The 12,856-nt window shown below is 68.6% G+C and carries 16 protein-coding genes; 10 read left to right on the forward strand and 6 right to left on the reverse strand.

What is annotated here, in order from left to right; translation table 11 throughout:
* Positions 1-148: 148 nt before the first annotated feature.
* On the reverse strand, positions 149-838 hold the full coding sequence (locus tag OG326_RS25545; protein WP_327139652.1) for a response regulator transcription factor: 690 nt from the start codon (positions 836-838) through the stop codon (positions 149-151).
* Positions 839-947: 109 nt separating this feature from the next.
* Here OG326_RS25545 and OG326_RS25550 point away from each other — a divergent pair, with 109 nt between their 5' ends.
* The 4 genes from OG326_RS25550 to OG326_RS25565 all read left to right on the forward strand — a co-directional run bounded on the left by OG326_RS25550 (position 948) and on the right by OG326_RS25565 (position 3,977).
* Positions 948-1,499 carry a hypothetical protein gene (locus OG326_RS25550; RefSeq protein WP_327139653.1) on the forward strand — a complete coding sequence of 184 codons (552 nt, stop codon included), beginning with the start codon at positions 948-950 and terminating at the stop codon, positions 1,497-1,499.
* Positions 1,500-1,811: 312 nt separating this feature from the next.
* Positions 1,812-2,372, forward strand: a complete 561-nt coding sequence (locus OG326_RS25555) for a copper chaperone PCu(A)C (protein ID WP_327139654.1) — start codon at positions 1,812-1,814, stop codon at positions 2,370-2,372.
* Complete coding sequence (locus OG326_RS25560; RefSeq protein ID WP_327139655.1) at positions 2,365-3,582, forward strand: Dyp-type peroxidase; 1,218 nt, start codon at positions 2,365-2,367, stop codon at positions 3,580-3,582. The genes OG326_RS25555 and OG326_RS25560 overlap by 8 nt, the downstream gene beginning before the upstream one ends.
* Positions 3,583-3,641: 59 nt before the next feature.
* The gene (locus OG326_RS25565; protein WP_327139656.1) at positions 3,642-3,977 is read left to right on the forward strand and encodes a YnfA family protein; all 336 of its coding nucleotides are present in this window, start codon (positions 3,642-3,644) and stop codon (positions 3,975-3,977) included.
* Positions 3,978-4,074: 97 nt separating this feature from the next.
* On the opposite strand, the gene OG326_RS25570 is transcribed toward OG326_RS25565, so the two are convergent.
* Positions 4,075-4,704, reverse strand: coding sequence for a TetR/AcrR family transcriptional regulator (locus tag OG326_RS25570; RefSeq protein WP_327139657.1), 630 nt, complete (start codon positions 4,702-4,704; stop codon positions 4,075-4,077).
* A 118-nt stretch (positions 4,705-4,822) separates the two neighbouring features.
* Here OG326_RS25570 and OG326_RS25575 point away from each other — a divergent pair, with 118 nt between their 5' ends.
* Both OG326_RS25575 and OG326_RS25580 read left to right on the forward strand, forming a co-directional pair.
* On the forward strand, positions 4,823-6,403 hold the full coding sequence (locus tag OG326_RS25575; protein WP_327139658.1) for an MFS transporter: 1,581 nt from the start codon (positions 4,823-4,825) through the stop codon (positions 6,401-6,403).
* Positions 6,400-7,098 (forward strand): SGNH/GDSL hydrolase family protein, encoded by a 699-nt coding sequence (locus OG326_RS25580; RefSeq protein ID WP_327139659.1) that lies wholly within the window; start codon positions 6,400-6,402, stop codon positions 7,096-7,098. Before OG326_RS25575 ends, OG326_RS25580 begins: the two co-directional genes overlap by 4 nt.
* Before the next feature lie 74 nt (positions 7,099-7,172).
* Here OG326_RS25580 and OG326_RS25585 read toward each other — a convergent pair whose 3' ends face one another.
* Complete coding sequence (locus OG326_RS25585; protein ID WP_327139660.1) at positions 7,173-7,523, reverse strand: hypothetical protein; 351 nt, start codon at positions 7,521-7,523, stop codon at positions 7,173-7,175.
* 204 nt (positions 7,524-7,727) lie between these two features.
* Between OG326_RS25585 and OG326_RS25590 the strand changes: the two genes are divergently transcribed.
* A complete protein-coding gene (locus OG326_RS25590) occupies positions 7,728-8,717 on the forward strand; it encodes a glycosyltransferase family 9 protein (RefSeq protein WP_327139661.1) in 990 nt (329 codons plus the stop codon).
* A gap of 11 nt (positions 8,718-8,728) precedes the next feature.
* Here the strand turns inward: OG326_RS25590 and OG326_RS25595 are convergent, their stop codons facing one another.
* A complete protein-coding gene (locus OG326_RS25595) occupies positions 8,729-9,055 on the reverse strand; it encodes an ArsR/SmtB family transcription factor (RefSeq protein ID WP_327139662.1) in 327 nt (108 codons plus the stop codon).
* A gap of 257 nt (positions 9,056-9,312) precedes the next feature.
* On the opposite strand from OG326_RS25595, the gene OG326_RS25600 reads away from it, so the two are divergent.
* Positions 9,313-9,918, forward strand: a complete 606-nt coding sequence (locus OG326_RS25600) for a M23 family metallopeptidase (RefSeq protein WP_327139663.1) — start codon at positions 9,313-9,315, stop codon at positions 9,916-9,918.
* Between the two features lie 164 nt (positions 9,919-10,082).
* Entirely contained in the window at positions 10,083-11,126 is a 1,044-nt protein-coding gene (locus OG326_RS25605; protein ID WP_327139664.1) for a hypothetical protein, read from the forward strand.
* On the opposite strand, the gene OG326_RS25610 is transcribed toward OG326_RS25605, so the two are convergent.
* The gene (locus OG326_RS25610) at positions 11,077-11,403 is read right to left on the reverse strand and encodes a hypothetical protein (protein WP_327139665.1); all 327 of its coding nucleotides are present in this window, start codon (positions 11,401-11,403) and stop codon (positions 11,077-11,079) included. The two genes, OG326_RS25605 and OG326_RS25610, sit on opposite strands and share 50 nt — an antisense overlap.
* Before the next feature lie 188 nt (positions 11,404-11,591).
* On the opposite strand from OG326_RS25610, the gene OG326_RS25615 reads away from it, so the two are divergent.
* The gene (locus OG326_RS25615) at positions 11,592-11,927 is read left to right on the forward strand and encodes an RNA polymerase-binding protein RbpA (RefSeq protein WP_297617393.1); all 336 of its coding nucleotides are present in this window, start codon (positions 11,592-11,594) and stop codon (positions 11,925-11,927) included.
* A 68-nt stretch (positions 11,928-11,995) separates the two neighbouring features.
* On the opposite strand, the gene OG326_RS25620 is transcribed toward OG326_RS25615, so the two are convergent.
* Positions 11,996-12,787 carry an ABC transporter permease gene (locus tag OG326_RS25620; protein ID WP_442791051.1) on the reverse strand — a complete coding sequence of 264 codons (792 nt, stop codon included), beginning with the start codon at positions 12,785-12,787 and terminating at the stop codon, positions 11,996-11,998.
* Positions 12,788-12,856 lie beyond the last annotated feature (69 nt).

The following is a 12,856-nucleotide window of genomic DNA, read 5'->3' on the forward strand; positions in this document are numbered from 1 at the left end:
GGGGCTTCCGGTCGGTCAGCGGCGTCGGATCCCGGAGACGGCGTGCCCTCAGCTCCGGGCGGCGGCGTGCCCTCAGCGGCAGGTAGCTCGCCCGCGGCAGGTAGCTCGCCCTCCGGCGCAGGCGACTCGTGTGCGGAGGGTTGTGTGCTCATCTCGCCTCCAGCGCATAACCGACGCCGTGCACGGTGCGGATGAGGTCGGCGCCGAGTTTGCGGCGCAGCGCCTTGATATGACTGTCGACGGCGCGGGTGCCGGAGGCGTCGGCCCACCCCCAGACCTCCGAGAGCAGGCGATCGCGCGCCAGCACGGCGCGCGGGCGGCGCGCCAGATGCACCAGCAGCTCGAATTCCAGTGGGGTGAGCTGGGTTTCGGCATCAGCGCGCCAGACCCGGCGCTGATCGACATCGATGCGCAGATCGCCCACGACGATGGTGGCCCCGGGAGCGGCGGTGCGTTCGACGCGGCGCAACAGCGCGTGAATGCGCGCGGTGAGAACTCGCATCGAGAACGGTTTCGTCAGATAGTCATCGGCGCCGACACCCAAGCCGATCAGCATGTCGGTCTCATCGGTGCGTGCGGTCAGCATGAGCACCGGCACCGCGCGCCGGGCCTGGATGCGCCGGCACACCTCGAGGCCGTCGAAACCCGGCAGCATGATGTCCAGAACCACCAGATCCGGGTGCAGGCTCTCGGCGGCCGCGACACCGGCGGGACCGTCATGGGCCAGATCGACGGTGAAGCCCTCGGCGCGCAGGCGGGCGGCAATGGATTCGGCGATGGTCGGCTCGTCCTCCACCACCAGAATCCGCCGCGCACTGCCCTGCTGGCTGATTTCCATGCTGGTGACACTAGGCAGTGCGCGTGGAGATGGTTCGCACCGCTTGTGAAGATCTTGTGGAGACCGGGCTGGACGCCGGCGCGCACCGGCCGCGCATTAGCATGACCGGGTGCAATCACCGACGGATCACACCGCGCGCCTGCGTGGTGCCGCCGTCGGCGCAGCCTCCGGAGCCGTGGCCCTCGGAGCGCACGGACTCGGCGGCGGGAATGCCGCACCCGAGGGATCGTCGCTGGCGCTGCTGTTCGCGGCGTGCGGGTTGATCGGCGTGGTGGTTGCCTCGCTGCGGCCGCGCTACGGGCTGATCTCCCTCATGGGGATGCTGGCCGCGGGACAGGCCATCGGGCATATCGCGCTGTCCACGGCGCCGGAGCATCATCATCACGCCGCGTCGCCGATCATGCTGATCGCGCACCTGGTGGCGATTCCGTTCGGCGCCTTGGTCATTCGGGCCGCCGAAGCCGGAATGCGGCGGGCGGTCACGAGCGTGCGGCGATTCATCGTGGCGCTGGGCATCGCGCCGGAACCACCCGCGCACCGGGCCCGCACGACTACTCCCGATGATCGGGCGGTACTGCGGCGGCTGCTGGTCAGCCCTGGAATCGGGCGGCGCGGGCCACCCGCGCCCGCACTTCCGTTCCTTCACCCCGTACCGGCGTAACAGCGCTGCCGGTAGGCACGCCACACAGTCGCGAGACCGGCGCAACGTCACTGCTCACCCACCGGTGCACGCACCCGGCGCGAGTTGCCTTGTCCGCGAACATGACCGACCGATTCGCCGCCTCGAACTGATTCATCAGGTCGGCCGGTGCGATTCACGTCGTACCGCGTGCTGTTCCGGTATCGCTGCGGTGCCCCTGTGTGCCGCCGCGCCGGTGCCGCACTGACGTCGATATCCGGCACCCGGATTCGCGATCACCGGCGCCACGGTTCGGGGTTCTACTGCCTCCCCCTCATCGATCGGAGATTCTTCGTGTCCGCATCAGTCCTGCGCGCTCCCCGCGCGCTCCGCCGCCTCACGGCCGCAGCCGCGATCTCGGCGCTCGCCGTCTTCCCCGTCGCCTGCTCCTCCGATTCCGGCTCCACCTCCGCCGCCAAGGCCGCGGACAAGGTGACCATGAGCGATCAGTGGATCAAGGCCGCCGACAGCGGTATGTCCGCCGCGTTCGGCACGCTCAGCAATGCCGGTGACAACCCGGTGCAATTGGTCGCCGCCTCCAGCCCCGCCTCGGCGCGGGTGGAGATCCACGAGGTCGTCACCGACGGCGTCGGCGGCGATAAGACCATGCGCCCCAAGGAAGGTGGACTCACCATTCCCGCGCACGGATCGGCCACGCTCAAGCCCGGCGCCGAGCACCTCATGTTCATGGATCTGAAGCAGCCGCTGCGCACCGGCTCCGACACCCGGATCACCCTGGTGTTCTCCGACGGTTCCACCACGACCGTCACCGCGCAGGTGCGTGACTTCGCGGGCGGTCAGGAAAACTACGCCGCCCCGACCAGCGGCGCCGAGAGCCCCGCACACGGTGGCTGAGCCCACCGAACCGCACCCCTCCCGGCTCAGCAGGCGGCGTCTGCTGGGCGGGGGCGCCGCCGTCGCCGGAGCCGCGGGTGCGGCCGGGATCGGCTGGGGTGCGGCCACTCTCACCCATCGCGAACATCATGCCGATCCCGCGCTGGAGACCGTCCCGTTCTACGGGCAGCACCAGGCGGGCATCGACACCGAACCTCCGGGCGCGGCGGCGTTCGTCGGCTTCGACCTGAAGCCGGGGGTGGGGCGCGAGGACATCATCGGCGTGCTGAAGATCTGGACCGACGATGCCGCCCGCCTGACCCAGGGCAAGCCCGCACTCGCCGATACCGAACCGGAGCTGGCCCAGCGGCCCGCCCGGCTCACGGTGACGGTCGGGTTCGGGCCGGAGTTGTTCACGATCGCCGGACTCGAGACCCGGCGCCCGAGCTGGCTCAAACAATTGCCGCCCTTCACCATCGACCGCCTCGACCCGGCCTACACCGGCGCGGACCTGCTGCTGCAGATCTGCGCCGAGGAGACCACCACGGTGTCGCATGCGGTGCGGGTGCTGTCCAAGCATGTGAAATCGCTGGTGCAGGTGCGGTGGGTGCAGCGCGGGTTCCGCAATGCGGCCAAGGGCCAGACCATGCGCAATCTGCTCGGGCAGATCGACGGGACGGTCAATATCGCCCCGCGCACAGTCGATTTCGATCGCCTGGTCTGGGACGACGGCGCGCAGCAGCCGTGGCTGGCGGGCGGTACCTCCCTGGTATTGCGGCGCATTGCCATGAAGCTCGACACCTGGGACGAGCTCGATGCCGACGGGCGGGCCATCACCCTCGGCCGCCGCGATTCGAACGGCGCACCGCTCTCGGGCACACAGGAATTCGACGAACCGGATTTCGCCGCCGTCGACACGTACGGCATTCCGGTCATTCCGCCGTCCTCACATATCGCGCGTGCCCATCACACGCACGAGGGTGAGCGGTTCCTTCGTCGTGGCTACAACTACGACGAAGCGCCCGCACCCGGCCAGGTGTCGAATTCGGGTCTGCTGTTCGTGTCCTGTCAACGCGATGTCGATGCGCAATACCTGCCGGTGCAGCAGCGACTCGCGGAGTTCGACGCGCTCAACCAATGGACCACACCGGTCGGTTCCGCTGTCTTCGTCCTCCCGCCCGGCGTACCGGCGCCCGGCGGATATCTGGGACAGCAGCTGTTCGACCGGTGATCCCGGCCCGGCCGGACCTTCCATGAGGGGCGGCCCGGCCGGGTTCTAGGGTGACCAGCATGACCGTGCTGCGTTCGATCGTGCTGTTCGCGCTCGCCGCCGTCGCCGAGATCGGCGGGGCATGGCTGATCTGGCAGGGCGTGCGCGAGCATCGCGGATGGGAGTGGATGGGCGCCGGAGTCATCGCGCTCGGGCTGTACGGGTTCGTGGCAACCCTGCAACCCGATGCGAGCTTCGGGCGCATCCTCGCCGCCTACGGTGGCGTGTTCGTGGCGGGATCGCTGCTGTGGGGCATGGCATTCGACGGTTTCCGGCCCGATCGCTGGGATGTGTCCGGAGCGCTGGTGTGCCTGGCCGGTGTCGCGCTCATCATGTACGGGCCTCGTTCAACGTGAAACCACCTGTGGCCTCGGTGCATTCGCGCATCCGATGCCACACGGGGTACGGCGCAGCACTGAGGCAGTGCGTGCAGAATTGCACGCGCGGAGGCGATTACGCATTCGCCCCGATCAGCGCGTCGACCAGGGTCCGCGCGGTCGAGATGGCGCTCTCGTCGCCGAGCCGGGCGGCGGTATTGGCGGCGGAGACCAGCGCATCGAGCTGGAAGGCCAGTGCGTGCGGATCGTGCACACCCGCATAGCCTTCCTCCTGCGCCCGCCGAATCTCCTTCTCCAGCAGCGCAAACCAATCCGACCGGTCTGCCGCTAGCGCATCCCGCACCGGACCGGGGCGGCTGTCGAATTCCGAGAGACCCGCAACCCGGAAGCAACCGCCCGGAAGTACCGGCTCGTCGATATACGCGAACCAGTGCGCGATGAAGGACCGCAGGCGCGCGATGCCCTTCGGCTCGGACAGCGCCGGGCGCACCACATGATCGATGAACACCTGCCGCGCCGATTCCACGGCGGCCAGTTGCAGGTTCTCCTTGGTCCCGAAGAGCGTGGCCACCCCGCTCTTGCTGACGCCGAGATCCGTGGCCAGTCGCCCCAGACTCAATCCCGTCAGCCCCTCCACCGAGGCCACATCAGCGGCATGCCGGGCGATGCTGGCGCGAGCGCGAGCCCCCTTGAGGAGGCGCTGATCGGAAACCTGCTGCTCAGCAGTGTGCATCGGCTCGGACATTCTTCCAGTCTCGCACTATCTGTTGCAAAAACGCACGATCGGTCGTACTTTTCAACAATACGAACGATCGTGCGTACAGATTTCCTCCGGCTTGTCACCTCCGCCCGAAAGCCTCGACATGACAGACCTCTCCGCGCGGCCGCCCGCCGTGCCACCACATTCCACCGGCCCCGGCATTGCACGCACACCTGCCACCACTGCCGACCCGCACATCACGCCGGCGCCGCCGCACTCCGCAGCGCAGCCCTCCTCTCCACCTCAGCCCGCAGTACCGCCACCCGCACCAGCAGTGCTGCCGTCCACATCACCGCCACCGGCCACCTCCGCAGCGCCCGCCGACCGATCGACCACACGCGCCCTGCTGGTGGCATGCGGTGCGGCCTTTGTTGCCTTCCTTGACCTTTCGGTCGTCAATATCGCCTTCCCCGCCATCGGCCGCGACTACCCGCACACCTCACCGGCCACCCTCACCTGGGTGGTCAGCGGATATGCGGTGGCCTTCGCCGCACTGCTCACCCCCGCCGGACGCCTGGCCGACTCGCTGGGGCGGCGGCGCGTATTCCTCGGCGCGCTGGGCGGATTCGCCCTGACCTCACTGCTGTGCGCACTCGCCCCGGGAGCGGACTGGCTCATTACCGGGCGCTTCCTCCAGGGCGCGACCGCCGCCTTCCTCATTCCCGCCGGTCTGAGCCTGGTCCTGAGCCTCACGCCGCCCCAGCGCATCGGTGTGGCCATGGCCGCGTGGACGGCGGCCGGGGGATTCGCCGCGACGGTCGGACCGGCAGTGGGCGGGGCGCTGGTCGAATGGTTCGGCTGGCGTTCGGTTTTCGTCATCAATGTGCCGATCGCGGTGGTACTCATCGCACTCGGACTCACCCTCACCGTCCGCGAGACCGGACACTCCGACGGACTGCCCGATCTTCTCGGCACCGCCGCCACCGGGCTCGGCATCGGCGGTGTGGTGGCCGCGGTGACGCAGGGGCAGCAGTGGGGCTGGGATTCCTGGCGCACGCTCGCCTGCGGCATCGGCGGACTGGCACTGCTGGCCCTGGCCCTGTGGCGCTCGCGCCGGCATCCGCGCCCGGCCATTGCCGTCACGCTGTGGCGCAGTCACCGGTATGCGCTGGTCAATGCCGTGGCATTCGTGTTCGGCGCGAGCATGTTCGCGTGGCTGCTGGCCGGACCGCTGTGGCTGGCGAATGTGTGGCACTACTCGGTGCTGCAGTCCGCGGGCCTGATGACCATCGGGGCCGTCGCGTCCATGGTGACCGCTATCCCCGCCGGACGCGCCCCCGAGAACGTGCAGCGCTGGCTGGGAGTTCTGGGTGCGCTCATGTTCGCCGCGTCCACCCTCTATATGAGCACCGATGTCTGGAACGCCACGCCCGCGCTCTGGGAAGCGTGGCTGCCCGCGGGCATTCTCGGCGGCGGCGGCATCGGCATGGTCATCACGGTGCTGGGCACCGCGGCCGCGAGATCGCTGCCGCCGCAGCGCTTCGCCGCGGGCGTCGGCATGAACCTGACCGCCCGGCAGTCCGGCGGCGCGCTCGGTGTCGGAGTGCTGGCCGCCGTATTCGCCGCACACCCCGGCACTCCGCTCACCGCGTTCCACACCCTGTTCGCCGTGTGCGCCGTCATCGCGGCAGTCGCGGCCGTTCTCGCCGCCCTGCCCGCCCGTGCCGAGGAGGCAACCCCATGACCAGTTACGACCTGCGCACCCGCAAGGACGACCCGGCCGTCTTCGAGGACCCGATGCTGCTGTCCGACACCGCGGCCCGCGATCTGCTGCGCCCGGCGCCATGGCGGCGCTTCGCCGTGATCGGCGATTCCATCGCCGCCGGCACCGGCGATCCCGCCCCCGGATTCGCCATGCTGCCCTGGGCCGATCGCCTGGCCGGCTGGCTGCGCGCGGCCCATCCGGAAGCCCGCTACCTCAATACCGGCCGCATGGGCGCGACCCTCGGCGAGATCCGCGCCGAACAGCTTGCCACCCTGCACGAATTCCACCCGGATCTGGTGTTCGTCAATGGCGGCGGCAATGACCTCATGCGCCGCGAGGCCGATCTCGGTGCCGTAGAACAGGATCTGGACCAGCTGTGCGCCGAGGCGACCGCCACCGGCGCGCGCCTGGCCCTGTTCACCCTCGCCGATGCCTTCACCGGTCCCTTACAACCGCTGCGCCCGCGCTTCGCCGCCTTCGCCGAGGCGGTGCGCCGGGTCGCGGCCCGCCACGACGCCATTCTCGTCGAGTTCTGGGGGCATCCCGCCCGCCTGCGCCCGGACTGGCTCAGCGCCGACCGCATTCACCTGACCATGGCCGGTCAGGCCATCGTCGCCGCCGAGCTCGCGAAATCGCTGGCCCGCCACGCGGACTCGGGGCCGGGCAGCGGGTAGGCCCCGGCCCCTGAATACAGAACCGCACAGGGTGCAATGAGGCACCCTGTGCGGCAATGGTTTCGCAGAATTGCTCAGTGCCAGAGCGTGGCGATGAAGACATTCAGAATCGCCAGGCCACCGGCCGCATGCGTCATCCACGGCAGCGCCCGGCCGCGTTTGGCATCGGCGCGGCCCACTTCGGCGAAGCCCGCGACGAGCACCGCCACCACCAGCTTGGTGATGACCTTCGGCATATTCAGGTCCTTGTCGAGCGAGTGAATCGACTCGGCCATGCCGACCAGAATGATGCCGGTGACGAGCTGCGCACGCGCGCCCCACACCATCAGTTCCGAGACGCGCGGCTGGGCGGCGATATATCCGCCGACCACCGCCGCCATACCCAGCAGATGCGATACGACGACCAGGTTGTAGACGAAGTCCATGACTGCACACCGTAGTTGATCGGCACTCGTCAACGACAGTCGGTAGTACCGGAAAAGGCTGCTGATGGGCGGTGGGAATGTGTCTCATGACCTACCCGCGAGGGAGTTTCACGCCCCCGCGGGCCGGGTAGTCCACCTCCAGTGACTCTCTGTGTCGCAAGGGAGAGTCTCCCGTTGCGGGCAGTAACCGGGTAGGAGAAGCAGGTGGCGGTTGTACTCGTGCTGCGGGCGCGCGGACTGGGTGATCTTCTCACCGCGGTCCCCGCGCTGCGCGCACTCCGCCGGGCCCGGCCCGGGGACCATATCGCGCTCGCCGCACCGCACCGGCTCAAACCCATTGTGGACCTCATCGCCTCCGTCGACGAGATGGTGCCGACCACCGATCCGGCCGCGATCCGCTGGGACGGTGAGCCGCCCGCGCTCGTGGTCAATCTGCACAGCGCCACCGCCGAGAGCATTGTGGAACTCAATCGCACACGGCCCGAACAGATTCTGACCTATCGCAATCCCGCCTTCCCCGATCTGGACGGACCGGACTGGCCCGCCGACATGCACGATGTGGACCGCTGGTGCTATCTGCTGGAAACCGCGGGCATCAGCGCCGACCGCCGCAATCTGGGCCTGGTGCCGCCGGTCGCGAGCACCAGTCATCGCGACTGCGTGGTCGTGCACATCGGCGCGGGCGCGCCCGCACGCCGCTGGCCACCGGATCGGTTCGCGGCCGTGGTGCGGCATCTGCTGGTGCAGGGTCGCGATGTCGTCCTCACCGGGGACGAGACCGAACGCGAGATCGCCCTCGGCGTCGCGGCCCGCGCCGGATTGGCCCCGGCCCGGGTGCTCGCGGGTCAGCAGAACCTCATCGAATTGGCCGCCACCGTCGCCGAGGCCGCCCTCGTGGTGTGCGGGGACACCGGAGTCGCCCATCTCGCAACGGCTTTCGGCACCCGCACGGTGCTGCTGTTCGGTCCCACGCCGCCCAGCCGCAGCGGTCCGCCGCCGCACCTATTGGGTCGCCATGCCGTGCTGTGGGCCGGGCAGACCGGCGATCCGCAGGGTGACACGCCGGACCCGGGACTGCTGAAGATCGGCGTGCCCGAGGTCGTCAATGCCATCGACAAGCAGTTGCGCAAACGCCCTTGGCCCGGCACCGGAATGGATCGCCGTGGGCAGCAGGCCTATCGGCGCGTGGGCTGAGCCGCTCCGCCTCAGGTCTCCGCGATATCGGCGCGCGCACTCGACAGCGCCGCCGAATACGCCGCGATCGCACTCGGCCAGAACTGCTCGAGATAGTCCCGCGCATCGGCCAGACCGCGCGGGTCCAGACAGTACAGTCGCCGATTGCCTTCGGGCTGGACCATCACCAAGCGGGCCTCACGCAGCACCTTCAGATGCTGCGAGGCCGCTGAGCTGGTGACGCCCACGGCGGCGGCCAGCTCACCGACCGAGCGCGGACCCTGCGGCAGGGCTTCGAAGATGGCCCGCCGAGTGGGATCGGCAAGCGCGCTCAATACCGCGACTCCATTAGCGACCACTTAAACAGGGTGTCCAACGCCGATGATCATGTCAATACACGCCGATCGGGTCATCGCCGAGGTCATACCGAAATTACCCGCGTGTCGTTACCTGGCCGTAACCTGCCAACTGGGCTTTTGGGTCGATGTGACGGCGATTACACGGTTTCTCGACTGGTTATAACCTCCCGTACGTTCAGTCCATGCCCGTAACCGTTCCGTTATCCAGAAGCCGTCAGGCCCGCCGGTACCGCGCGGCGGCTACCCGTGCAGTAGCCGTGACCGCGGTCGTCGGCGCCTCGATGAGCGCGCTCGCCGCCGCCGACCCGCATGCCGATGCGAATACCGATACGGTCGCCGTGCATGTCGCCGCGACCCCTACCGCGCAGTTCACCGCCTTCACCCCGCGCGAAGCGCAGATGCCGCAGTCCGTGCCGCCGGAGGTTGTCGACTTCCTGAAGAACCTGGGCATCGAACAGGCGCGCCCGAAAACCGTTCGCCCCGTGGGCGGTCCGCTGACCTCCGGCTTCGGTGTCCGCTGGGGCGCCATGCACGCCGGCATCGATTTCGGCGACGGCTTCGGCACCCCGATTCGCGCGGTCACCGACGGCACCGTCATCGAGGCCGGTCCGGCCTCGGGCTTCGGGCTGTGGGTGCGCGTGCAGCAGGACGACGGCACCATCGGCGTCTACGGCCATATGCAGGACATCCTGGTGCAGCCGGGCCAGCAGGTGCACGCCGGCGACGAGATCGCCACCGTGGGCAATCGCGGCTACTCCACCGGACCGCACCTGCACTACGAGGTGCACACCGCCCCGGGTTCGGCCATCGACCCGCTGCCCTGGCTCGCCGGGCGCGGCATGGATGTCGGCCAGGCCGACTGACACACCGCCACGCCGACCGACACACCGAAGGCCAGGCGCCGCAACGGCAATCGATGAGGGGTTGCCGCTGCGGCCGTCTGCCACTGCTCTAGTACCCGGGTACTAGGTGTGAACCACACCTTCGGGGGACGTGGCCGCCGCAATCACGACCATAACGTCGGGATATGACCACCGCTGCCCTCGCTCCCGCCCTTCGACGGCTGCATCGCCCCCTGCTCGTCACCTCCGCCGTCATGATCACCCTCGCCGTATTCTCGTTGTGCGCCATGCTCTTCGACGATCGCATGCTGCTGCACGAATCGGTCTGGCTCAAACCGCTCAAGTTCGCCGTCGCCTTCACCCTCTACACCGGCACGCTCGCCTGGCTGCTGTCCTTCCCGCACCGGGGGCAGCGGCTGACGTGGTGGATGGGCACGCTGTTCGCCGTCACCGCCTTCGTGGATGTCGGATTCATCGCACTACAAGCCGCGCGCGGCACCTTCAGTCACTTCAATACGCAGTCCGATCAGGTCAACAGCATCGGGCAGATGGTCTTCGCCTCCGGCGTCCCGGGCCTGTTCGTCGCGAATCTGGTCATCGCACTGACCCTTTCGTGGCAGCACATCACCGATCGGCCCACCACCCGGGCCATTCACGCCGGTCTCGCAATCGCCGTGGTCGGTATGGGCCTGGGCTACCTCATGGGTTTCACCGGTAAGCAGGAGACCACCGACGCCTACGGCCATCCGGTGGAGCTGGCCGCCGGGCATACCGTCGAGCACGGGCAGCCGCTGGTCCGCGACGGGGTCGGCGGTATTCCGGTCACGCACTGGAGCACCGTCGGCGGCGATCTGCGCATCCCGCACTTCGTCGGACTGCACGGCATCCAGATCCTGATCGTGGCGGCCTTCGTGCTGGCCCGCCTCGCACCCCGGGTGCCGTGGCTGCGCGCCGAACGCGCACGCGCCGACCTGATCTGGGTCCTGGCTCTCGGCTATGCCGGACTGCTCGGGGTGCTGCTGTGGCAGGCATTGCGCGCCCAGCCGCTCACGCACCCCGATGCCGCCACCCTCACCGGATTCGGCGCGGTCGCCGCGGTGGTGGCGGCGGGCACCGGCCTGGTCTACGCGCTACACCGCCGTGACGGTTCCGCAGGCGAGCTGCGCACCGCACAACCGCCTAACGCAACCGCTCGGCATCGCGTGTCAACTTCACCAATATCGCAGTGAGATCGGACAGTTCGATGGAATCGGCGCCCTCGGCGACGGCGGTGGCGACATCCTCGGCCGCACACCGGGCCGCGAACCAGCGATCGGACAGGTCCGCGACCTCCTGGACCGTCAGGACCACCGAATCCTCCGGAATACCGGTGCCCTTCACACTGTTTCGATGCTCGTAGGCCCGCTGCCGGCAGGACTGGCGGCAGTAGCGCCGACGGCGCCCGACCTCGGAATCGGCGATCTCTCTGCCACACCATTGGCAGGGCGGCGTCAGGCGGCGCGACATGACCGGAGACATTAACCGTTGCGGGCGCTGACCGGGCGCTTGGCACGCCGGAGCAAAGTCATACGGCCGAACGAGTAGAATGGCTGGGTTCTCCCCACGGGAACGGAAGCCTGCGCTTCTACGTTCACTACGTAGAAGGGTTGAACTGAAGTCAAGACGTTGCCGATAGGCGAGAAGGGACCGCACTCATGGCAGATCGCGTACTCCGTGGCAGTCGGCTCGGAGCGGTGAGCTACGAGACCGACCGCGACCACGACCTGGCTCCCCGTCGGATGGCGAAGTACCGGACGGACAATGGCGAGGAATTCGATGTTCCCTTCGCCGATGACGCCGAGATCCCCCCGACCTGGCTGTGCCGCAACGGCCAGGAGGGCATCCTGCTCGAGGGCACCACACAGGAGCCCAAGAAGGTGAAGCCGCCGCGTACGCACTGGGACATGCTGCTGGAGCGTCGCAGCAAGGAGGAGCTCGAGGAGCTTCTGCAGGAGCGGATGGATCTGATCAAGAGCCGTCGCCGGGCGTAATCGCGCCGGACATACACGAAACGAGCCCCTTCCCGATCCGGGAGAGGGGCTCGTTTCGTTGTGTTGCCCTAGTGGCTGGCGACCTTGCGGTAGCGCAGCAGCGACAGCGGCACCGCGACGGCGAGGATCGCGAGCGAGCACAGCACCGAATATTCGATGCAGTGGTCGGCGGGCCAGCCCGTGGCCGGGGTGAATCCGGGCGGGGAACCGTTGGCGAAGAGCTTGCGCCCGGCCGCCGACACGGCGGTGATGGGATTCCAGGCCGCGATGGTGCGCAGCGGCCCCGGCAGCGTCTCCCCGGAGATGAACGCCGACGATATGAAGGTCACCGGGAACAGCCAGATCAGACCCGCACTCTGGGCCACCTCGACACTCGGTGACAGCAGCCCGGTGAGCGCGCCGATCCAGGACATGGCGAAGGCGAACAGCAGGATCACCGCGAAAGCCGTGACGGCGTCGATGATTCCGCCGTTGATCCGCCACCCGACCGCGTACCCGCAGCCCACCATGACGGCCAGGGCGAGAACATTGACCATCAGATCCGACAGCGTGCGGCCCATGAGCACCGCCAGCCGCGACATGGGCAGGGTGCGCATGCGGTCGATAATGCCCTTGTGCAGATCGTTGGCCAGGCCGACGGTGGTGAAGGCCGCATTGAAAGCCACTGTCTGCGTGAAGATTCCGGCCAGCAGGAATTCGCGGTACTGCCCGCCGCCCAGGGACGCCCCGAAGATGTAGGCGAACAGGAAGACGAACATGAGCGGCTGGATGGCGGCGGTCACCAGCAGCGTCGGCACGCGCAGGATGGTCAGCAGATTGCGGTAGGCGACGATGGCGCTGTCCCGAATGGCCCTGGGCAGCAGCACGGGCGAGGCGCCGCCGGGTTCGCGCTGTCTGTCCGGCGCCGCCGCGGTCTCGGGGGCGGGAGC

It is taken from the genome of Nocardia sp. NBC_01327 (assembly GCF_035958815.1).
Classification (GTDB): Bacteria; Actinomycetota; Actinomycetes; order Mycobacteriales; family Mycobacteriaceae; genus Nocardia.